We start from the raw sequence: 24358 nt of genomic DNA on the forward strand, positions 1-24358 counted from the left end.
TTATAAGTCCATCTCAGTCATGGATTGATCATTAAGCGCGTCACTAATATCACGGCCACTGGCTATATCACTCAAGTGTTGCACTCTCGGTGCACCGGATGCCATATGAGCTTGATTTAAATCATCAATTCTCTGCGCTAAATGAATAACATTGGGGTAATCGAAAATATCCGCTACGGTCACGCGTATGCCAAATGTGCGATTAATTTTTGAAACTAACTGCATCGCAAGCACCGAATTGCCTCCGGCGTCAAAAAAGCTTATCTGTGTGCTCAATACACTACGATTTAAAACACTCAAGTAACATTGCAACAGTGCTTGCTCCGTTTCACTACAAGGCGCTATTACGTCGCTTTCTACATTTACTTCGGTTTCTATAGATGGCAAAGCCCTAACATTAAGCTTGCCATTGGCAGTGGTAGGCCATGCATCCAGCCAGCACACATGTTCAGGAAGCATGTAGTTTGGTAAAAAGCTTGCCAGCGCCTGGCGTAAGTGGCTTAACGTCCAATCCGCTTTTTGCTGGTTGTCATTCAAACAATAAATACTTAGCGCGCGTGCGTCGTTGTCTACAGGCACAATCAAGGCTTTGACATATTGTGTGCCAATTAGCTTAGTAAGCTGGCTTTCAATTTCACCAAGTTCGATGCGGTGTCCGTTTAGCTTAACTTGCTGATCTAATCGTCCTTGAATTTCTATCTCACCGCTTACTAAACGTCTTGCCCTATCACCCGTTTTATAAACGAGGTGATGTGCTGAGTCTGCGAACTGATGCTCAATAAATCGCTGCGACGTTAACTCTTCACGGTTAATGTAGCCCTTTGCAACGCCGGCACCACCAATCCAAAGCTCACCCCAAACCCCAGCGGGAAGTGGTAATGAATTTTGCCGAGCATTATTTGGCATCACAAACAGACTAGTATTGGAAATGCCTTCGCCAATCGTAATGGTTTCTTTATCGGTGATTTGCTTAACCGAAGACCAAATTGTGGTTTCAGTTGGACCATACATGTTCCAAAGCTCAGCCCCATTTGACAAAATAGTGTCAGCAAGGGGTTTATCTAATGGCTCGCCACCACAAAGTACTTTAATGTCGTGCACACATTCACTATTGGTTTTGAGTAAAAGTCGCCATAACGTGGGGGTTGCTTGCATCATGCTGATATGCTGTGCTTGCATAACACCAATGAGCGCACTCGGATCACTACACTCTTGCTCATTAGCCAAAATTACCGTAGCGCCCACACACAATGGTAAAAACAGCTCCAGTATCGCAATATCAAATGCAATGGTTGTAATGGCTAACAACCTATCTTGCACCTCTATTCCAGGCGCATGTTGCATGGCATTTAACAGATTGAGTAAATTACCGTGGCTGATTTCAACGCCCTTTGGTTTACCCGTTGAACCTGACGTGTAAATAGCATAGGCGGTATGATTTGATGAAACATTAACCGTGGGTGAGTCATCATTTTGCGCGTCAATTTCAAGTGCCTCATTGTCAATATCTAGCACTTTAAATGGAGCATGCGTTAGTATCTCGCTATCATTGCTTGTGCTATCACAGATCACCATGGTGGCATTGGCATCTTGTAAAATGCCTGTTACTCGCTCAGCAGGATACGCTAAATCGATTGGCAAAAAAGCTGCGCCTGCTTTCATAACAGCCAATAATGCGACAAGCATGTCGGTGCGTCTTGGTAGCGCTATCGCCACTAAATCATGCTCTTTTATACCTTTCGCTATCAGATAGTGAGCAAGTCGGTTAGCTTTTGACGACAGGCTTGAATAGCTCAATTGCTGTTGCTCGCATACAAGCGCAATTTTCTCTGCGTTGGCTTTAGTTTGCTGTTCAAAGGTAGAGATAAAACTGACTTTCTCTTGTGGTTGAATTTCGTACGTATTTTCAAGCTGTTGCGATACCAACATCTGTCTATCTGTATTGCTCAACAACGAACAGGCTTCAGAATCAATTAGGTCATTGCTGCGCAAATTTGTTAATAACGTAATTAAACTATCCAGATAACTTTGTATTTGTGATGGCTTATAAGCGCAACGGTTAAACTCAACCTGTAAGGTTGTGTGCGTTTGCACCGTAAGTACGTTTAAACTGAACTTAAATTGACCATACCGTGCTTTGCTTGCGATCGAACTTGTACACAGTCCGTCAAAACTCGGTAACGTTGCCACCCTATCTAAGTTGAACAAGGTACTAGGCGTATTCTGGCCACTGTTGACTAATTGAGAATAAGGATAGTGTTGATGTTCAAAAGCATTAAGCAAGGTATTTTGTACGCGTTTAATTAACGCACCAATGCTATTAATCGTTTTGAAGTCCACGACAATTGACAGCAAATTCGTGCAATACCCCACCAAATGTGTATCCAGTTTACCAATATCTACACCATCGCTTTTCATAAAATTTAGCAACGACCTATCAGACGATGGAATAGCCACAGATACAATTGACTCTTGGCTTAATTTGTTCAACCACAACATATAAAGCGCCAGCATCGTTGCAAACTGGCCGCACCCTTGCTGCTTTGCGAGTGTCGATATATTTGCCATTACTTCATCGTTCAAAGACATATCGACGCTTTCTACCTCAAAGGTGTCTTTTGAAATTTGCGCTGACACAACTGGTGGCAATACTTGCTCACAATCGGCTAGCTGCTCATACCAATAAGCTTGGTCTTGCAGATAGCCACCGGATGCAAGATAGTGTTCCAATGCACTAACATAATGGCCAAAAGCGACTCCTTGCTCTAAAGCCGTGCTCGAAGAAAGACTGTAATTGTTAGCCACCGCATCTAAAACTAATGATAAAGAGATCCCATCATATAAAACGTGATGAGCAACAAGGGTTAAATAGTGCTCCTGGTCATTGACGGTAACAACAGAGAATCGACATAAGCGTTCATTATCGAAGCTAAAAGGTAGATACCGCAACTCATCCAATAAAGGCATTAGATCCTGTGTATTTGTGATTGAAAACTCACGGCACAGTTCATGTTCTACATTAACGAGTTGATGCGTTAGGTTACCTGTATCTATACCACAGTTAAGCAAGCTAAATTGGCCATGTACTTGTTGTATAGCATTTTTAAGCTTTGCTTTATCAAGTTGCCCGTCTAACTTAAGTGTTGCCTGAAGATGATAAGCCTTTGCGCCTTCTTCAGAGCTTAGCGCCAGTGCCAGTAATTGCTGCTGACTTTGCGTCAACGGGAATTCTGTGACGTCGTGGTTAGGCTCTGTTGTCGTGCCAAAGTATCCCGCTTTTTTCAAAGTTAATACACTGTCTTTAACCGCTTTAATGATCAGCTGAACATCTTCTCTAGAATGTGCATCACTTAGAAAGCAGTTGCGCCCCTCCCAAATAAACACGCCTCGGCTAAGCATTTCATAAAAGAATACGTCTAAGTTCTGATTAAACTTGAAGCGGAATAAAGAGCTGAACGACTCAATTGTGATGGGAACTTGCTCATTAACGAAGAAATCATTGAGCGTGTCTTTCAGATAAGTGGTTTTATCTTCGATACTTGCTTGTAAGCGTGCGCCTCTGTGCTTTATTTCACTAAGTACCGCTTTGGCTGTGGCCATTACCAGTGGGTGTTTACAAAATGTACCTGCAAAGAACGTTGTATCTGCTTGCGGAAATGATGCATCTCCGTATTGCCATACACCTCCATCAATACCGTCTAAATATTTCGCACTGCCCGCAACTACACCTATTGGTAAGCCCCCCCCGACTATTTTACCGTAAGTCGCCATATCAGCCTGAATACCAAGTAACGCCTGTACGCCACCTGGATGTGCCCTAAAACCTGTGATCATTTCATCGAAAATAAGGGCAATGTCTAACGCTTGCGTCAATTCACGTAGCTTGTGTAAGAATGACCAAGGCTGTAATTCTGGATGGCGGCTTTGCACAGGCTCAACCAATACTGCGGCGATTGTACTGGCGTTTGCCCGAATAATATCTAGAGCCGCATCGTCACCGTAGTCTAGTACTAAGTTGTCGCTAACCGAACCAAGTCTTACCCCTGAGCACATTGGCTCGACGCCCTGTTCACTAGGATGGGCTAGCGTCCCGTCATAGTGCCCGTGATAAGCGCCATTAAATTGCACAATTTTATCGCGATTTGTTTTACTGCGCGCTAAACGCACTGCGGTCATTACTGCCTCAGTGCCCGAATTACAAAACGTAACCCGTTCAAGGGCGGTTAATTCGCTGACCAGTTTCGCAGCTTCACATGCGTTGGTACTTGCCAAACCCAATTGTAAGCCCGCATCTACTTGCTCGTAGAGTGCTTGTGTTATGAACTCAGGTTTGTGACCAAACAAATTCACGCCAAAGTCCATGGTGATATCAATATATTCATTGTCATCAATGTCCCAAATACGCGCACCATGACAGCGCTTTGAATAAATTGGATACAACATCTCTTTACTCGAAAGCCTAAAACCCGCAGAGGCTCTGCAATCAGCTAAATGAGCACGATGTTCGGCAACCAGTGCTTTTGAGCTTTTCGTTTTTGCCACAAATCGCTTGGCTAACTGCGCTTGATGTTCGGCTATCTGCGATGACATATGAAACGCGCTAACTTGCTTAGTTTGGAAACCGGGTAATACACTGGTAGTTTGCTTGCCCGTAGCAGCTTGTTTAAATGTGCTCGGGGCAACATGCGTTGGCTCTACTTGTGAATGGGCGGTCGCCATTGTTTGTGAGCTGCCTGAATGCATCACCCGTAATTGTTGAGCAACGACTGAATCGACACTGAGTCTTGCTTGTTCGTGTGTCACGCTCGCTGCAGCTTGTAGTTGTGCATTAAAAATTTGCGCAAAATCACTACCTAACATCGACTGTTGTGCATGACTCACGGTACTTGTTTGTTCAATTGACGAGACAGCCTCTACAGGCTCACTTTGCCCCAATAAATAATCGCTATGAGCAGCGATATATTCAACCAGTTGCTCAACGGTACTGAGCTCTTCATAGAACTGTCTAACGCTAAACTCTAAATTAAATTCTTTTTCATAGGCACGAACCGCTTGCATAATCATTAACGAGTCTACGCCCATCTCCAATAGTGGTTGAGTTGGATGAATGTCACTGGCGCTTATGGATAGCTGTTTAGAAAGCGTATTAAGTACAAAGCCCTGAATAGCCTCCACCCTATCTGAACTGGATATAGCTGCTGGTATTTGTTGCAACGTTTGAGTGACAGCATCAGTTATCCAGTAAGGCGTTTTGGCAAAAGGATAAAGTGGCATAGGTGTTTTGGGCGTATCAAATTTGCCATATAACGCTTGCCAGTTAATATCAAAGCCCAATTCATATAAACGAGCCAGTGTGTTTGCAAAACAACTATTATCAGTGCGCTTATGTGTCAGCAAGCTGAGTAGCTCGTCATTACTACGTGAGATATTTTCTTGTAACAACGCACATAAGACGGGTTTAGGCCCAAGTTCCAACACGCATATATCATCTATTGATTTCAACTCATCCATGACTTTTGCAAATTCTACAGGTTGAATGATTTGCTCTATCCAATACTGCGCATCAGTAATGAGTTTGCTTTCGATATTGCCTGTTACCGAAGACAAAAATGCAATTTTCGGCAAATTATATTTAATGGAATTAGCAATATGAGCGAATTGCTCTAGCATTGGACGCATCAACGGCGAATGAAATGCTTTGGCGGTATTCAATTGCGTGTATTTGACTTGATGATTTTCTAGTGCTTTACAAATTTCACTAATAGCGTGATCACTGCCTGAAAACACCACGCCACTGCGACCATGATAAGCAGATATAGCGGCTTCATTTTTGTAATTCTGGACTAACTGCTTAGCCAGCTGTTCATCGCACCGAGCTGACACCATGCTGCCAGACGCTTCTAACTTATGCATCAAATTTGCACGTGAAGAAACAAGCGTGAGCGCATCCTCCAGTGAAAATACGCCCGCCAAGCAAGCTGCGGCATATTCCCCTACACTGTGACCAACCATCACTTTTGGCTCGAGCCCTAAACTCAAACACAACTTGCCCAGCGCATATTCAAGCGAAAACAAAGCAACTTGAGTCCATTTAGTTTGTTCTAAAAGCGCTTGTGAATTTTCGCCAAACAGCGCATCAATCAGCGAACCATCAAAACTTGGTAAAAGCAAACGGTCACATTCATCAATGGCCGATTTAAAAACGCCTTGAGTTTGATATAGACTCAAGCCCATTTTCGTGTACTGTGCGCCTTGACCTGTAAATGCAAATACTAACGTTTGTTTGCGTTCCCCCCTTTTTTGAGGAGTCTGCATGCCTGCCTTTAAGGCTTGGACTAATTCTTTTCGTGATGCACCAAAATAGCCCGAGCGGTACTCTGAAAATTGCGGTTTTAGCACGCTGTTATATATCAGTGCATCAAACTCATCGTCTGTTTTATGTGCTAGCGACTGAGCATAACTCGCAGCGAGCGCCTGCATACTGTCTGGATTTTTTGCCGATAACGGCAATACATACAGCGCTTTATTGGCTTCAATATTCAGCTTAGGATAATCATAATTAGTGGGAGTTTGAGCACAAATGACATGGGCATTTGTCCCTCCAAAGCCAAACGAGCTAACACCGGCGATCATTTGCTCATTGTTTAGTTTGGGCCAAGTCTGCGTTTGACCTAGCACGGACAACGGTAACTGCGACCATTTCACATGTGTATTTAGGTGCTCAACATAGCGTTGGCCTGGGAGCTGTCGATGCTGCATACATAGCAAGGTTTTTATCACACCGGCAATCCCTGCTCCAGACTCTAAATGACCTATATTGGCCTTCACAGCCCCCAAAACCAATGGAGATTGCTTCGTTTTGGTTTGTCCATAGGTTTTGTTTAATGCCGATATTTCAATTGGGTCGCCCAACTCAGTGCCTGTGCCATGGCACTCAACATATTGAACGTCCGCCGCTGTGATCCCTGCGTTTTGTATAGCATCTTTGATCACTGCTTGTTGAGAGAGCCCATTGGGTGCCGTTATCCCATTACTACGACCATCTTGATTGACGGCACTGCCTTTTATCACACCATAAATATGATCTTTCTCGGCAAGCGCGCTTGATAACGGCTTCAATAAAATACAGCCTATCCCTTCACTTCTTACATAACCATTAGCAGAATCGGAAAAGGTTTTACAATGCCCATCATCGGCGAGCATTTGCGCGTTATCACAAGCATTGGTTACTTCATCGCTGAGGATCAAATTAACTCCTGCAACTAAAGCTGCATTCGTCTCATCGTTACGGATCGCTTGTACTGCTTGATGCAAAGCCACCAGTGACGATGAACATGCGGTATCAATGGCCACACTCGGACCTGTAAAGTTGTAAGTGTACGAAAGACGATTGGCGGCGATGCTCAACGCCGTGCCCGTGCCTAGATACGGGTTCTCTTTTTTCGTTTGTTGCGAAAGTAAAAAATAATCATTTTGTGAAATACCGACATATACGCCGATGTTATTGCCCGACAGCTCCGAAGGCTGATAACCTGCCGATTGAATTGCATGATAACTACTTTCCAATAACAATCTATGTTGTGGGTCTATATGCTTTGCTTCAGTGGGTGAGATGGAAAACATGGCCGCATCAAAACACTCAATGTTTTTAACATAGCCACCCATTCTTGAGCTTTCGATACTCGGACACAGGGCCTTACGAACCGACTCTGGCAGAGATATAGCGTCCTCTTTGTCAATGAGCAACTGCCAAAACGCATCTATGTTTTCCGCTTTGGGGTAGCGGCATGCCATACCGATCACAGCAATGTCCGCTGTTTCTTCTAAGTCTCGCTCATCGGCACTTTGTTTTAGACTATGTTCGCTTTGGTTGATTTCGCCGCTTGCAATTAGAGCTTGGTCAAAACTTCGCTTAACTTTATCATTTTGAGATAAATACGCTGACAACTGTGCTATTGATGGGTACTCATACAACACAGTCGCACCGAGCTCTATATCAAAGTGTTCCATTAACTCGCCAGAGATACGTACGGCTTTAACGGAGTCAACACCAAACGACACAAACGAGGCACTCACATCTAGCTGCTCTGGCTTTTTATCAACCTCAAATGCAATATGTTCTTTAACTGCTGCAACTACCTGCTCGTATAACGCTTTACTGTCGCTCTGTAATGACTCTTTATCAAGGTCTACGACTGCAACCTCATCCCTGCTTCGTGCCAAAACTTCAAACTCATTCGCTAAATAATGGCGTTTATTTTCCTGACGTTGGATTTTGCCACTAGAAGTCTTCAAAATGCGGCCAGGTTTTATTAATACAACTTCATAAGGCATCACACCATGCTGTTCAACAATAGCCTGATTTATTGCAGAGAAAATAGCTTCACTATTTAGCTTTCTGACAAATGTACGTTTCACTTGTTGTACAACGACGAGGCCTTCTTCATCACTTGGTGTTTGAATTGAAAATGCTGCACCACCATTGCTATCTAATGCTTCATGGCATTCGCTCGCGCTCAATTCGATGTCTTGAGGGTAATAGTTCTTGCCATTAAAGATCAACACATCCTTACAACGGCCAGTTACATACAGCTGCTCATTGGCAATAAAGCCTAGATCGCCAGTTCTCAAGAAAGGCCCGGAGTTATCACAAGCGGTATAAGCTCGAAACGTTTCCTTTGTTGCTTGCTCATTTTGCCAATATCCTTGTGCAACACTTGCGCCTTTAACCCAAATTTCGCCAACCGCATAGTCTTCACAGCGTTGTTTGTTTTCTGGATTAACGATTATAACGTCATGATTTTGCCAGCTTTGTCCGCAAGAAACGGCGTAATATCCACCGTCATCATCAACAAACGCTTCCTCTTTTTGAGGCTGTTTAAGTACGACCGCGTTACCAGATTGAATCTGTTGTGCATCCAAACTCAACACAGAAGTCCGCTCAAGTAGCTTACTTCCTGTTGCGAATAGGGTCGTTTCCGCCATGCCATAACAAGGAGAAATGCTATTTCGTCTTAAACCACATTGTTTAAATTTTTGATAAAAGCGCTCCAAAGTACTTGCTCTTACAGGCTCCGCACCATTAAGCGCAGAACGCCAGTGCGATAAGTCTAAATTGGCAAGTTCACTGTCTTTAATGGTGTCGACACATAAATCGTAAGCAAAATTGGGGGCGCTTGAAGTCACAGCCTTGGTATCACTGAGTAGCTTTAGCCACCTTAATGGTTTTTGTAAAAAATAAGTGGGGTTCATCAATGTGGCAGGCGCACCGATGTAGATCGGGTGCATAATTCCAAATATTAACCCCATATCGTGAAAGTGCGGCAACCAGCTGACAATTTTACTGTTACTGTCGTGCTCAAAAGCCACTTTCATCATTTGCTCGTTGTCCATGATGTTGCCGTGGCTGACCATAACCCCTTTTGGGCTACCCGTTGAGCCTGATGTGTACTGCAAAAAAGCAAGATCTTGTGCTTGTATGTCTATGTGTTGCCAGGGCGTTTGTTCATCGCTGCACTGTTCAAAATTATCAGTGGTAATAATTGGCAATTCACTGAGTGTTGGCTCAGCTTCTAGAAGTGGGCGCGCAATTTCATTGATTTTGTCGCTTGTTAGCGCTCCTGTTGCACCCGCATCCAAAATGATGGCACGTAACCTGTCTGTGTTTTGATTCTTCTTAGGCGGATAGGCTGGTACTGGGATAATTCCTGCATATAAACAAGCAAAGAAAGCTTCAATAAATTCAAAACCAGAGTTATAAAGCAGTAATGCCCTATCACCGCGTTTAAAATACATTGAGAGCTGTAATGCTATACGCCTTACATTTGAGTCTAGTTGCGAGTAAGTGAGAACTTTTGCAGGTTGGTCATCTTCGAAGAAATATTGATATGCAACGTCATTGCCACGAGTTTCAGCCAAAAAGGCCAAAGAAGCCACTATATTGTTTTTCATTCCATGCCCATTAACGATTACTACAGCCCTTACAGGAACCGTTTCGATATGCCAAATGGTCAAAAAAGCGCAATTAATAAACTTTCTCAACCAAGTGATGCTAGAAAACATGCTTAGCAACACGAACCAATATGGGTAATCAACACGCCTAACGCACGCGCCAAAAAACTGCCCCAATCAACTGACTTTAAATGGATTATTTACCAACCTAAAGCCACCCGAAAGAAACCGATAATCTCGAATTAACGACCACAGAACTACAAAACAATTTCTATCGAAAATAAATGTTATAGTGATTATGCTTTGATACTAACACTAAGAATAAATAAAAACACCCTTAAAATAACATTTATTTAACATTGGGAGTTTTCAATCTTAGCTAATAGCCTGTTTCACCTTCCCTAAAAAAATTAATACACATCTTTCGCACAGTGACGAACAAAATTTAACCAATCAAATTTGAGCGCTTTCTATCTTTGGGAGTGAGAAAAACAGCGTCCAGCTTATTCATTGCTCACAAACATCTTGTTTACAACACGAGTTTAGTCTAACTAATTTATTTTGCTAAATTTAATTTAGGTAAAACTATTTTTTCATTTCTCAATGCTGCTATTTCAAGCAATCCGCACCCATTAAAAACTATCACAGCTATGTTTCATCTATCTGTCAGAGCAGATATGGAAAATGAATAAATTCATTGATAGCTGTTCACTGTAAATTTCTGAATTCTTGATGAGAAAAGTAAATAAAATTTATGCAAGAAATTTAACGTTTCGCGTCTTACTATCGTTGATCCGGACACAACTTGGACAAAAGGTGATTTGAAAGGTATATCATCAGGAAAATTTGAGGTTTATCTGCGTTAACAACCTACTCTCAGGCCAACACTTAAGCAGTGTTGGCCCGATATCATTCCATACGACAAATTATTTTGTTCTTACTTGCACAACCTTTCCCTATCTCCGGAGTTTGTAGAACCGCAAGTAAGAAACAATTTCTGTCTAGAGGTGAGCTAATCAGCTGTAAGCACAGCGCTATATTATCTACTTGATTCTTAAGAGCTGTCTATAGAGAAATAACAGTTACCTGATCTAGATTAGTGATAAGTGTAATTCCGTGTAATACAAAAAACAAACATAAATAATACAATTTATACACAAATAAGATTTACACAGTATTTACTTTCTAGTGCAAAACTTATTTGAATGATGCCATCTATGACGTTCAGCAGATCAACATAAGCACATCGATCTTGCTCAAGACTCAGTCTAGTTGCGTGTATCGAAACATTATATAAGGACTTTGATTATGAAATTTATTACCGCAGCCATTCTATTATTATGGCCTTTTTTAACATTTGCAGTGCCCTCTACTGACAAAAAAGTTCACACAGCTGCTCCTCCACTACGCCAAGCGTTCTGGAACATTACAATAGCTACGCGGCTAATTGACGAAAATGAAAGCGAAATAGCGGATACCATTCACAAATCTACCAGGGGAAAAATGAAAGTGATGCTTATTAATAATAGGGATGACTACATGAATTCGAAATACACGCCAATTGAAAACCCATACGGGATAGTACCGGAAATAGTCGAGAAACTAGTGAACTGCGACGCGTTTTCAGCTTGGAATATGATAGTCGATGGTTTATTTTCTCTATCTTATGCGTGTGAGGAGGGTAATGCTTGCCGACGTACGATTTATGACAACTCTTTAGAATACATAGCTAAAATAGAAGAGGAAATAAAGGCTCGCTCCCTTGAGGAACAAAATAAAGCATTTAAATCACTTTTAAGCGAACATTTAAAGGTACACTTTGCGATTGACGATACTGGAAGTATGTCAAATGACATTGCTCAAGTAAAAAGTGAAGTGAAGAAAGAGGTCAACTATTTATTGTCTAGCTCAAGTGACGATCAAATTTATAATTTTTCATTACTCACTTTTAAAGACAATGTCAGCTCAATCAAAAAAACATGTGATGCTGAGCAATTTTTGAGTTACGTTAATGCTATCCAAGTGAGTGGTGGGGGGGATTGCCCGGAAGCTCATGGCAGAGCAATCAACGCTTCAATTAACGAATTTATAAAACCTCGTTATCATATTGGGGGAATAATCCACTCTTACACCGATGCCTCTATGCATGAAGATATAGATAAGCCACTTTATGAATCCGCTATAAAATCGCTCGAGAGTTATTCAAAAGATATAAAAGTTAATACCATACTATCAAACCCACGAGGCTGCACCAATAATGACTACTTGCTTAAAGAAATGGCTGAGACAACTGGGGGAACAGTCTATGATATCAGCAAAGATGATGTTGCAACTGTAACAGAGTTAGTGTTGACAGAAAGTAGAGCTGAGAGTGAACTGATAGATATCAGACCCATTGACTTCAGTAAGCCAGATAATCAATTTGGTTACTTTTTTGATACCCCGCAAAAAGAAGTGAATATTGTAATTTCACGAAATACTTCTCAACTCGGCTCTGACGTACTATCTGCTATTGTTACCGACCCTAGCGGTAGCGTTATTGATGAATTTGATCCAAATGTAAAAATAGTGAAAAGAAGTAACATGTACCTCATGAGCGTTAGCAATGCTAAAGCAGGTTATTGGCTTATAAAACCACAGGGTGAAGGCAATGCCCAATTAAAAATCATTGCAGATACCGTATTAAAAACCGAACACCATTCTATATTCAAGAATGACGACAATTCACTTTCTATAAACAATGATCAAAGTAAGCTTACGCTAACAACGGCATATGAGATGCTTCCGAGTGACGTTTATATGGTTATTTATAATTTATATGACGTGATACTTGGCTATTCTGTCGGCGTTATAGATGAACCTAGCAATTCTGTCACATTCGAATATGAAGAACCAAATACAGAGTACATCATCAAGGTATATGGTTTGACACCAAGCGGCCACGAAGGGGAACAACTCTACTTTGAAAGAGCTTTTTCCAAGATCCTAAAAGGGAACTCAGAAAATAATGCCTTTAAGCCATTTAACCTTTCAAACAGTGACTTAGAGAAAATAACCAACCCTCGAGTCAGAAAACTGCTTATTCAAGGCAGACGATAACTTTTACTTTACACATTTATACCTTAACTAAGACGCATAATGTCTTGGTTAAGGTTTTAGAAATAATATAAGTGTCATACTCGTGTGTCGCTCATCTGTAAGTTTTGCCAATCTCAATGAAAACTCATAATGGCGTGTCAACCAGTCTAAGCTGAACCACAGTTAAACTGTACTAGCTCAGACTTGACCTGACTGTTTCCCGTTTTCTAGCGGTGTCTGTCAGTTTAGATTTGAGCTAATACAGTTAAACACATGCACGTCACTATCCTCATTGTAGTCTAGTTGTTCGCCAACAACTAAAGTATCACCACATAACGCTATCGAATACGCAAAGCGTTTTTTGTTATTTGCTGCTGGTGATCTTAGTTTTTGCCTCATACTCCAATCAGCGCCGAAACGTTTATAAACATAGGCCGCACCATTTCCCTGTGAATAAACAGCTCCAACCACTAAAGTATTCTGCTCTAAAGATAAAGCGTTTCCAAAATAATTATTATGTTGGCCTGCATGAGCTTGCAATTTTGCTTGTTCGAACCAACCCTCACCTTCTTTACCAAACACGTATACGGCGCCAGCAGTAGAGCGTAAAGCCCCGACCGCAATTATGTCGCTGTCAATTGCAACAGTACTTCCAAATTTATCCTGCGAATGAGCATCGTGAGCTTGTATAACCGAATGTTCAAACCATTCATTGTTGGCACGCCCGTAAACATAAACAGCCCCAGTTTGCGTTTCTAATTGAGAGTCAGCGTGAGGTGCAGCAATAACCATGGTGTTTTCATCGAGTGCCACACTATAACCAAATTTATCTCCGCTATTGCTAGGCTGTAATTTGATTGATTGACGCCAGTGCTGCCCTTCCCTAACAAAAACATAAGCGGCGCCCATAGAATCTGTTGATGGAGCACCAACAACAAGCGTTTCACCGTATAGTGCGACACAATGGCCAAAATCACTTACCCCATTCATGTCGTTAGCTATTAAAGTTTCTTGAAGGTTCCAACTGTTCCCATCACATACATAAACATAAACAGTACCTTTAACATTAGTATCAATAGCCCTACCTGGTGCTCCAATAACTAAAGTGTTTTCAAAAAGGGCGATTGAACTACCAAATTCATCAAACATTTTTGCATCGTCAAGTTGTATTTTTGCCTGTTGTTGCCAGTTATTACCTTGTAACGAATACACATAAACAGCACCAGAGCCTCCATTTATACCAACTGCGGCTATGGCAAGCGTGTTATCCCCAAGAGCCACCACGTTTCCAAATTCATCCCCAACAGTTCGGTCATCAGGAGAAATTTTGCATTGTGTAACCCATGTGCTAAAAAACTCTTTAGAGACATTGTCAAGTGACTGGTCAAGATTGCTTATCGCTTGTTTTGTCTCTACTAACTTTTCGGAGATGACATCAATAGATTGATGGTTGTGTGAAATACTTTCAGCCACATTAATGCTATCCTGAAACGTCAGTAAATATGCTAATCCAGAAAAACCATTCCCCTGAAAGCCTAAAAAAACTTTGTTATCTTGCAAAACTGCGGTCACACCAAGACCACTATCCGGCATAAGCCGATCGAACTTAGCAACTTCTACCCAGCCTGTAGGTTCATTTTTATATACGTAGTATGTACCCCCTTCTTGATTTGGGGATGCTATCAGTGCATGCTTTCCATCAAAGTCTAGCTGTCGACCAAAACACGCTCCAGACTTTGTATTAACGGGTTCGAATGAATCTGTTTGCTCCCAACTTCCTTCAACTAAGGAAAAGACATGTACCACGCCAGTGTTTTTACCTACCCCATCATGACCATATGCACTAATTAATAAAGTATTGTCATGTAGAGAGAGTGCAGCTCCGAAGTAGTCAAATTCAGCACTCTTGTCTGGATACAGGATTTGCATCTGCCATGTTCCAGCAACTAACCTATAACTATACACACAACCAGAATAGATTCCGTTTTTGTTTCCTCCATATGCGCCAACAATTAAATTATCTTTATTCAAAGCGATTGAAGAAGCAAATAAAGCATTTGGAGTTAAATCTTCAGGTTGAAACTTACAGGTCTGAGTGTAACGTTCCGTCTCAGTATCAAACTCAAATAAGTAGGCAGCGCCAGCCACTCCGTGACGGCTAGCGCCAACTAATATCCGCTCACCGTTTATAGCCACAACACCACCAAAAAAGTCATTGCTAGCACCATCTCCAGCTCGGATAATATCTTTTAACTGCCACACCTCTTGAGTATAGTGATAAACATATACACTACCACCATTGCGAGTTATGCTGCTATCTCCCCTCGCTCCAACGATTGCGACATCGCCATCAATAGACACCGAAAAACCAAACTGTAAATTCCGCTGCCCAGTAGTTGGAGTCAGCGTTTGAAACAACTGCAAGCCTGACTCTGTATTTCGATACAAATAAGCTACACCCGACTCGCTTACATTTGAAGCTATTGCACCACAAGCTCCCACTAACACCCAATCACCCGAAATCGATGCACTGTAAGCAAACTTTTTATTTGGATGGGGCGCCATATCAACCAAACTTCCAATATGGATATTATCTATTTCTATTTTTTGTGCTACGAGTCGCTCTATATGTACAGCATTATTACGATTCAAAAATCCCATCTCAATTCCTCCTTTTGGTTCAATCACTTAATTTCTTGTTTTTGGGTTTGCCTTTTCGTAATGCTGGTGAGCTAACTTAAAATGCTGATTTAATTGAGCTGCAGCCCCTAGCGCTTCCGTCGATTTCTGCAAGTCACATTTTAGTGTCAGGCCACAATGCAAACAATGCGGGTTGTGTCCAATGCTTAACAACCTCCAGTCCAACACAATTGATGCCCGACACTCCGGGCATGGGATCTTTCCGACGCCAACATAATCATCTTTTCGATTATTCTGCATTCCTCACCTCCTGATAATCAATCGTGTTTGCAGCTTCTATTTCCTCTGTATTTGTCGAACGCTCCAACAGATGCAGTAGGTTTGTGATACCGGCGGGGAAATCAGCTGGCTCAAGTTTCAACTTAACTCTCATATCTAATTTTGAGGTGCCGTTGGTATTACCATTCGGCACATCCATTCGCCCTATAGAAGCTTTCATACGAAATCGTTTTGATTGAATGTCGGCATCATGGGGATCGACTAATATAGGGCTTGACAATAAGTCTGTTTCTTCAAAATCATTTATCTTTACACCAAACTCTAATTCAGCCTCACTAGTTTTCATTAAAGGTATAGGTAGCAGTGACAGCTGTGGTACATGGTGTTTTAGTCTCTTTGGCTTACCATGCTCATCGTACGAAGTAGTCATGAAGCTAACCATTTTCAAAGTGGTTTCTCCCACTTCATTTTTTTCGAAACCCAAGCTTTCAATCATTTCTAATGTTGAACGTGCAGATTGGTGCTCTGCATCAATAAAATCGGCCAAAGTACCGCTTATGAGATCATTAAATCCTATTAATTTATTTAAAGACATGTGCCCTACTCCTCAACTAAAATTGCTTCAATTTGCCCGTTTTCATAACCTGTTTCACGCCATATGTAATTACGAAAATCTCCCTTTAATCGTAACGTGCACAAAGTGTGTTCGGGTCGCTGAAGTAGTTTGTCAGCTGCTACTTCAACATCTAAACCAGCTTCATTTAACTTACCTAGTTGAGAGGTTATCGACTGTAACCATTCATGTAAGTCGGCTGCAATGGTCACTTCTATTTCATTATTAGCATCTATTTCAATTATATTTATTTCGATGTTTTCAGTATTCTTGCTGTATATAAAATTATGATAAAACGCCTTTATATCTTCATGTGCCGATGCTATTTCTATATTTCCAAGATGCTCTAGGACGCCATGATTTATGAGCAGATCTTTCAGATAACCAGTCAAATTATCTGAAAGTGAATTTACATGTTGTAATTGCGTTTGTGATGCTCCATTTATACCTAAGAGTTCTATCGTTTTTTCTATTAAAGAGCTTGATAGTGTTGAGGCTAAGCTCCCAAGAATCTCCTCTTTTTGTTCTTTTAAGTAATAATGTTCATTCAGGTTGATGCCCACAACAGCACAAGTCAAATCAAGCTCAAACTCTTTAATTTGAGCTCTAGGAGTAGAGAAATGCTTCAACATTTGATCATTTTTATATACATTACTCATCGCTTTTGCATCAATATCAGCGGTTAATCTCGCTTCGTTTAAGTTACATAATATTCCACCAAGGACGTCATTCAACTTAGTCATTTTTAATTCCATTTTTATTGAAATGGAACCCATTTTCACAGGCTCCCGATTACATTAGTTCTTACTACAAAATAAGAAGTTATGGAGTTGGAGTAGGAGCCGAGATGCTATCTTCCAAAAGGTTTAAAATTTTTGCCATACCCGCGGGCATATCATCTTGCACCGCATGAAGATTAACATTCATGTTATATTCAACCGAATATCTAGAATCTCTAGAGGATGAAGAGCTTTTTTTACTCGAATAACTGGCTGAGAAACGAGCCTTATAAGGTCCAAAACCATATGAAGCTGAAGCATTCGCACCAAAATTTGTTGAACTATTCGATGAAGATGAATTGGTGCTACTAGCACTAATATTTGCTGTGAAATCTACATCTAATGTATCAATTCTCAAGTATGGAATTGGCACAATAGTGAGAATTGGGATGTTGAGTTTCACGGTTTCTAACTCATTTTCTGTTCCACCTTCTTTTGCTCTTTCATAGCTAAAGTCGACGGTACGCACTTTCGACTCACCACTGACGGAATCTTTAACGAAGCCAACAGACTGGATAAAGTCCATACTAGTTTGCGCGGCTATAGCTTGTGCTTCTACTGCGGCTGTTAACGGTCCACCTATTAAACTGCCAAAAGGTATACTTGCTAATTCATTAGTTGCTCTAGACATAATGCTTCCTATAATTTTAAGTGTAATGTTGTGAATATTTATCAACTGATGCCTATTCACATATATTTGACGCACCATAAATAAGAATGTGAAAATCTGCATTCAAATATATTTCACTGAATATGCTATTAAATTAACGAGAAGCGAAGAAACCCAAAGCGCTGCGCTTAGGGTTTTGAACCAGGGCAAGAGCATGAACAATCACTTGCTATTTAATACCTTTTCTAGATAGTACTCGTTTCTAGCTGCTTTTAGCTGTTTAGCGCGCACGCCTTTGTTAAAGGATGTCTCTTTCTTCTATAAATTCAATGCAATATGCCTTACTCCAGCAAACACTTCTGCTGCTCCGTCACGGCGTATACGGCAACCATCTTCATTCATCGCCACATCCAAACACCAATGAAGACTGTTCTCAATATACCAATGTGCTCGCGTGGCTTCAGCTAGCCTTTGCGCACTTAAGTTCGCTGAGCTGATGTAATATCGATATGTTAATTCACCTTGCTGTTGGTTATCCGTTTTACGGTAAGACACTATCACGCCTACACTTTGTAAATTGGGCCAGCTAGCACTTGCGGGAATTTAAGCCATTTTATGACAGACAACAGCCGCTCTGAATTCTTCTCGACCTCGTTGATAATCTACTTCACTTAATAAGCTATCAGTCGCTATCTGGCGTGATATTTCTGGTTGCAAGAGCTGCTTCACTTGTTCAAATAAGCAGCCCTGATTGGCTTTGAGGGCCAGCAAATAATCTGCTTCTTTTCCTATAATTTGCTTCGCAATCTCCTTTTGGCAGCCCATCGCATCAATCGTCACTAAGCAACCTTTTAGCTCTAATAACCTTAGAAATTCAGGGATTGCGGTGATTTCATTGGACTTCGAGTCGGTCTTACATTGACCTAACGTCACGCCATTTTCACAGGCAAATGCACTGACAATGTGGATAGCATCTTTTCTATCTGGCTGTTTAAATGAACCTTTTAGCCTTTTTCCATCAATGGCAACCACACTGCCGTCTGTGAGTTCACTACAGCTTTCATTTCACAATGCTGCTATTTCAAGCAATCCGCACCCATTAAAAACTATTACAGCTATGTTTCATCTATCTGTCAGAGCAGATATGGAAAATGAATAAATTCATTGATAGTTGTTCACTGTAAATTTCTGAATTCTTGATGAGAAAAGTAAATAAAATTTATGCAAGAAATTTAACGTTACTTCCTCATCCACATGAGATATAGAGTACATGTTAAAGGTACAATGTCTCATATCTATACTAGGTAGTTCACGTATACTCGTCGCGGACTTACAATAATATGGATATCACGATGAAATTTAACGTTTTACTGACCATGGCATTGGCATCTAGTGCCACGTTCGCAACGGAATATAACTTAGAGTTTGATTCTACACTTAATGGTGTAATCGATGGTAACAGCTATCAATTTACAAAACAGATCTCTCAAATAGACAACCAATGGGCCTCTGTTGATGGTAACGAGGTACTGACAGGCACTACACGTTTTTTAAATGAAAACCTAATCAAACTAGAGTATGCAACAGGCACCACAACCCGCTTCATGATGGGAAGTAAGCAAAGCAATGGCAGCTATATTGGCACATGGTATGATGAATCAGGTAGCAAAGGTGATTTTAAACTTGCTAAAGTAGAAACATCTCAACCTTCACCATTAGTTTGTAAAGATAGAACGACAACAGGACCTTATCAAGGGGCATACTGTAACGGAAGCTTGGATGGGGGGGGCTGGCAATTAGCAGCTGTTTATAAATATGGTCAAGGAACGCCAGTAGATAACCTAACGAATAAAGATTCAAGTGCACATTTAAAAGCAGCAAAATGGCAATCCTTACTTGATAAAGCAACCGAGCTTTTAATAGTTGCTGGGGATGAATACTATTATACATGGACATCAGCAGACATTACTTCCTTGAGAAGCGCTGAAAATTGTCATCCACTCACAGATGACCTTTCGAAAGATGTGATTTTTTCTAATTGTATTGAAGGTAAAGTTCACATCCCATTGTACGGGGAGTCTTATGACTCAAAAACAGCAATAAAAAGCTCGGGTGTAACTATAGTTGATACGGACACTACATGGAGTAATAACATGATGAAAGGTACTGAATCAGGACAATTTGAGGTTTATCTGCGTTAACAACCTACTCTCAGGCCAACACTTAAGCAGTGTGGCCTGATATAATTCCATACGACAAATTATTTTGTTTTTACTTGCACAACCTTTCCCTATCTCCGGTGTTTGTCGAACCGCAAGTAAGAAAGACCTGTCCTTTTTTATCAATAAACTCCCCACGCCACTGACGCGCATCCGGTGATAATTCAACGTTCAAAAAGCCATGCTTGCCTTCAACGTTCATCAGTGCTTTTTGCCCGTCAACTAGCATAGGAAAACTCACGTTTTTGGTCTTATCGCTTAAGCTCACTCCACTATTACCAACAACTAATTGTGGAGGGCGACCAGAATCGGCGCTAAACGTCGCTGATTGGTAAATATGCATATGGCCTGATAAAGACAACCTAATATTGGAGTCGAGTTTGCCCAATTGAGTATTGGCTAAAGCGCTTTGTAACTGCTTATTGATCGTCGTAATTGGTTTGCCGCCATTTACACCCCAAATTGGACGGTGGGTCATCAACCAAGTGGGTTTTGATGATGTACTGGCAAACGCATTGATTTCATTAAACTGTTTTGTGTAGTCTGCGGTGAGTGAATTGGTATCTTTGTCATCACAAGCATTGGCTGAGTCGAATACCCAAATATTGATGTTATCTAAACCAATATTGTATGGTTTGATCATGGCAATATGATCTTTTGCTGCCTTTGGTGGTGCATCAAAGTTACCCTGATCTGGACATACTTGCTGTGTAACCCCACCTTGTAACTGAGAGCCCGGGCCAAAAAAGTAAAACCAACCAATTCCGGCGCGCGAGCACAATTCATGATTGCCTCTAGCAAATACAAATGGTGCTGTTTGCATTAATCGCTTTGCAGGTTCAAAAAAGTCTTGTTGCCAACTTTGCCATGAATCTGGTTTTGGGCTATTCACCGCATTTTGGCTATAGTAGGTTTCCTCTAAGCCACATGACGGACCGCCATATCCGCCATCACCCGCGTCATAAGCATAGGTATCACCCTCAATGCTGCCTGACGTACCACGATAATTGTAATCGCCCATATGTAAAATAATATCTGCTCTAGCGTTTGCCCCCAAGTCGGCTAGTTTGCCAAATGGCTTTGCTGAAGCACTTTTACAGTCTTTAGTTTTGCAGCCTGTATCCCCAAATATTTGTATCTTGGTTGGATTTTTAGAAACGCTCGACAGCATAAATTCTGAGTTTTCAACTTGGTACTGAGTGTCTAGCGCCAGTGTTGATTCACAAACCGTAACGGGGAATAACGTTTCATCTGGTCTGAACGCACGAATGGTACTTTTCACCACATTTCCATGAGTATCAGTCAATTTTGGACATTGCTCTGACGACGCTAAAACGCCATTAATTATTAAACGTCCATAAACAATAAACCCGTCACTGCTGGCTGGTGCTAACATGCTGTAGGCGCCAATTACACTGTTTTTCTGATCTGAGGGTTGTGAACCGTTAGTCATACATCCAGACAAAACTAGACATGTAAGGGGAAAAAATTTGAGCAAGTGCATTGAACATTATCCTTAATAAAATTTTTTATATAGTGTAATAGAGATTTTTATAACTGCTCGTTTTTAATATAAAAAAGCCAGCTTGACGCTGGCTTCTCAATATTAAAGAGTCTCTTTAAACAACTTATAAATTCGTCGATATTCGTCTAACCAACTAGATGGCTGCCTGAATCCATGTGGCTCAACTGGGTAAATTGCCGTTTCAAAATCTTGCTTTTCAAGTTCAATTAAGCGTTGAACAAGTCTAACGACATCTTGGAAGAATACGTTGTCGTCAAGCATCGGCGCATTAATTAACAGTTTATTCTTCAAGCCTTCAGCGAAATAGATTGGAGAGCTACGTTTGTACGCAATTGGGTCGACATCTGGGTGGTTAAGTATGTTCGCCGTGTAACCCGTATTGTAATATGCCCAATCAGTTACTGGGCGAATTGCCGCACCCGCTTTAAACAAATCTGGTTGTTTAAACAATGCCATGAATGTCATAAAACCACCATAGGAGCCACCATATGTACCAACAGCTTGCTCATCAACATTGGTATTTTCAACCATCCATTTAACACCATCTGCTAAGTCTTCAATTTCAGGTTTACCCATGTGACGATAGATTGCCGTACGCCAATCTCGCCCATACCCTTTTGATGCCCGGTAATCCATATCCATAACCACGTAACCTTCGCTGGCTAGCAATGAATGGAACATAAATTCGCGGAAGTAATACGACCAGCCCATGTGAACATCCTGCGTGTAACCTGCTCCATGGTTGAAAATAACCGCTTTGCGTTTTTTGCCTGTTTCACCTTCTACGTAATCCGCGGGGTAATACACTCTCGCGTAAACCGGCTCTTCACCGTGGCTTGATGGTACCGCAACTATCTTAGGGGCTATCAGTTTTTTGTTCAAAAACGCATCAGAGATAGTATTCGTTAAACGCTTTTCTCCGCTGTTTGGCTTAACATCAACAACATATAACTCCTCTGGACTCATAATTTTTGAGTGAGTTAATAGTAGTTTCTGCCCGTCAGGGCTCAAGCTGTAATCTGTCATACCATCTAGATTAGTTAATTGCTCACGCTCCCCCGTCTGCGCATTGATACGATAAATTTCGTAGAGCCCAGGATGTTCAACATTAGCCTTAAAGTAAATGTGCTTATCGTCTTTTGAGATTGTTAGGTCTGAAACAACATACTTACCTTTGGTTAGCTGGCGCGCTTTGCCACCCAGCTCTTTGGTATAAATATGGCTGTAACCACTTTGTTCAGATAGGTAATACAAGGTATTTGAATGATTCAACCAACCAAAGTCATTATGGGCATAGTTTACCCAAGCGTCGTCGTGCAACCTATGCTGAGAAACCAGCTTGTTGTTTTCAAAATCAATGGTTGCGATCCACCGGTCTTTGTTGTCCCAAGCTTCCAACATAATAGCGACATTATCGCCGGCGTTATTCCAACGAATACGCTCATGTGCAATGCCCCAACTAGAGATCAGATTAATATCTCTAGGTGCATTTACTGATTCGTAGGTTTCTCCCTTTGCCTTTGCATTTTCTTGTTTAACCGCCTCGAGCACATCTTCATCAAACCCTGGAAGCGTGTTGTAGTTCAATGTTGTTTGAGTATGCTTTGCAATATCTATGAAAATAACGTCTGATGAATAGCTTTTTGAATCAGCAACCTTTCTGCGTGCTGGTACTGATTCAATATGACCATCTTGGCTTACGTAATTGGGCATAATATCGCCCGACTCTCGCCACGAGCGTTCATCCGCTATCACCACAACAAGCTTATCACCCGATGGAGACAACATCGCTTCTTCTATTTGCTTACCTTTGCCTAAATAAAAATGGTTGTTGGCAATGGTTTTATTTTGCTTTTTTAACTGCTCATAGCGTGATTCTCTGTCAGCTTGATTTTTATGTTGCAGCGCAACAAACTCAATTAATTGGTGTTGTTCTTTAGCAATAAATGAACTTGGTTCTTTTAACCCTGAAGGCTTTTCCGCTAAATGTAATTTAACAAGTTCCTGTGAGCGCCCTGTTTCCACATCGAGTTTAAAAAAAGTATTACCAACTCGATACGCAAGCTCCCCTGATGTAAGAAACTGCAGGTTTGATTCTCTGTCCGAGCTATGCGTTAACTGCGAAATTTTGCCGCTGGCTATATTCTTCACAAAAATATTGCCTTCAAAAATATAGGCTTGATGCATGCCATTTGAAGAATAAATTGCATTCTCAGCACCCAAAGTATGCAGCTGGCTTAGCATTACTTGTGATGGTGCGGCATGTTCGCTCACAACAAAAGTATCACGTAGCTCATTACCTTCCTGCTTTTGCGCAAAAATAACCGTTTTGCTATCTGCTGACCAAAAAGCCCCTTCTGGCTTTCTGCTGATCCAATCAGGGTGTGCCATCGCCTGTTCTAGCGTAATATTTTCTCCCCCAAAGTCGACTGGGGTTGCAACTACGGCAGGAACTGCAGTACCTTTTGATTCATTATTTGTCGTTGTATTTGGCGTTTGGCTAGTCGATTGGCAGCCCGTAAGCAATAAGCTAGAGGCAACTGCTAGCGAAAGAATGGAATGTTTGATCATAGCGCTTCTTATGGTTATCTGTTTTGCACTCATTAAAGCAAAAGGATTCAAAAATTACGATAAAATTAAGACTAATAACCAAGTTTTAAGACA

10 protein-coding genes and 1 pseudogene are annotated in these 24358 nt (G+C 41.3%); 2 read left to right on the forward strand and 9 right to left on the reverse strand.

Features of this window, described 5'->3' with window-relative positions; translation table 11 throughout:
• Complete coding sequence (locus tag ACW689_RS05500; RefSeq protein ID WP_476289139.1) at positions 1-9951, reverse strand: amino acid adenylation domain-containing protein; 9951 nt, start codon at positions 9949-9951, stop codon at positions 1-3.
• Between the two features lie 1308 nt (positions 9952-11259).
• Between ACW689_RS05500 and ACW689_RS05505 the strand changes: the two genes are divergently transcribed.
• Positions 11260-13050 (forward strand): vWA domain-containing protein, encoded by a 1791-nt coding sequence (locus ACW689_RS05505; protein WP_476289141.1) that lies wholly within the window; start codon positions 11260-11262, stop codon positions 13048-13050.
• 219 nt (positions 13051-13269) lie between these two features.
• On the opposite strand, the gene ACW689_RS05510 is transcribed toward ACW689_RS05505, so the two are convergent.
• The 6 genes and pseudogenes from ACW689_RS05510 to ACW689_RS05535 form a co-directional block, all read right to left on the reverse strand.
• The gene (locus ACW689_RS05510; RefSeq protein WP_476289142.1) at positions 13270-15690 is read right to left on the reverse strand and encodes a hypothetical protein; all 2421 of its coding nucleotides are present in this window, start codon (positions 15688-15690) and stop codon (positions 13270-13272) included.
• Positions 15691-15717: 27 nt separating this feature from the next.
• On the reverse strand, positions 15718-15969 hold the full coding sequence (locus tag ACW689_RS05515; RefSeq protein WP_476289144.1) for a hypothetical protein: 252 nt from the start codon (positions 15967-15969) through the stop codon (positions 15718-15720).
• Positions 15959-16543 carry a DUF2589 domain-containing protein gene (locus ACW689_RS05520; protein WP_476289146.1) on the reverse strand — a complete coding sequence of 195 codons (585 nt, stop codon included), beginning with the start codon at positions 16541-16543 and terminating at the stop codon, positions 15959-15961. The genes ACW689_RS05515 and ACW689_RS05520 overlap by 11 nt, the downstream gene beginning before the upstream one ends.
• Before the next feature lie 5 nt (positions 16544-16548).
• The gene (locus ACW689_RS05525; protein WP_476289148.1) at positions 16549-17304 is read right to left on the reverse strand and encodes a hypothetical protein; all 756 of its coding nucleotides are present in this window, start codon (positions 17302-17304) and stop codon (positions 16549-16551) included.
• A gap of 79 nt (positions 17305-17383) precedes the next feature.
• On the reverse strand, positions 17384-17971 hold the full coding sequence (locus tag ACW689_RS05530; RefSeq protein ID WP_476289150.1) for a DUF2589 domain-containing protein: 588 nt from the start codon (positions 17969-17971) through the stop codon (positions 17384-17386).
• 297 nt (positions 17972-18268) lie between these two features.
• Positions 18269-18997: pseudogene (locus ACW689_RS05535) on the reverse strand (ISAs1 family transposase); the annotation flags it as partial.
• 305 nt (positions 18998-19302) lie between these two features.
• Between ACW689_RS05535 and ACW689_RS05540 the strand changes: the two are divergent.
• Entirely contained in the window at positions 19303-20151 is an 849-nt protein-coding gene (locus tag ACW689_RS05540) for a hypothetical protein (protein ID WP_476289152.1), read from the forward strand.
• Between the two features lie 70 nt (positions 20152-20221).
• Here the strand turns inward: ACW689_RS05540 and ACW689_RS05545 are convergent, their stop codons facing one another.
• Both ACW689_RS05545 and ACW689_RS05550 read right to left on the reverse strand, forming a co-directional pair.
• A complete protein-coding gene (locus ACW689_RS05545) occupies positions 20222-21622 on the reverse strand; it encodes a metallophosphoesterase (RefSeq protein WP_476289154.1) in 1401 nt (466 codons plus the stop codon).
• A gap of 153 nt (positions 21623-21775) precedes the next feature.
• A complete protein-coding gene (locus tag ACW689_RS05550; protein WP_476289156.1) occupies positions 21776-24265 on the reverse strand; it encodes a S9 family peptidase in 2490 nt (829 codons plus the stop codon).
• Positions 24266-24358: the final 93 nt, after the last annotated feature.

This window comes from Pseudoalteromonas sp. ABE4_541 (assembly GCF_056312285.1).

Bases quoted from the DNA above. Each gene is read 5' to 3' on its own strand.
- ACW689_RS05540 (WP_476289152.1), top strand. From the start codon at position 19,303: ATGAAATTTAACGTTTTACTGACCATGGCATTGGCATCTAGTGCCACG.
- ACW689_RS05505 (WP_476289141.1), top strand. From the start codon at position 11,260: ATGAAATTTATTACCGCAGCCATTCTATTATTATGGCCTTTTTTAACA.
- ACW689_RS05545 (WP_476289154.1), bottom strand. From the start codon at position 21,622: ATGACTAACGGTTCACAACCCTCAGATCAGAAAAACAGTGTAATTGGC.
- ACW689_RS05525 (WP_476289148.1), bottom strand. From the start codon at position 17,304: ATGACTAAGTTGAATGACGTCCTTGGTGGAATATTATGTAACTTAAAC.
- ACW689_RS05500 (WP_476289139.1), bottom strand. From the start codon at position 9,951: ATGAAAAACAATATAGTGGCTTCTTTGGCCTTTTTGGCTGAAACTCGT.
- ACW689_RS05520 (WP_476289146.1), bottom strand. From the start codon at position 16,543: ATGTCTTTAAATAAATTAATAGGATTTAATGATCTCATAAGCGGTACT.
- ACW689_RS05530 (WP_476289150.1), bottom strand. From the start codon at position 17,971: ATGTCTAGAGCAACTAATGAATTAGCAAGTATACCTTTTGGCAGTTTA.
- ACW689_RS05550 (WP_476289156.1), bottom strand. From the start codon at position 24,265: ATGATCAAACATTCCATTCTTTCGCTAGCAGTTGCCTCTAGCTTATTG.
- ACW689_RS05515 (WP_476289144.1), bottom strand. From the start codon at position 15,969: ATGCAGAATAATCGAAAAGATGATTATGTTGGCGTCGGAAAGATCCCA.
- ACW689_RS05510 (WP_476289142.1), bottom strand. From the start codon at position 15,690: ATGGGATTTTTGAATCGTAATAATGCTGTACATATAGAGCGACTCGTA.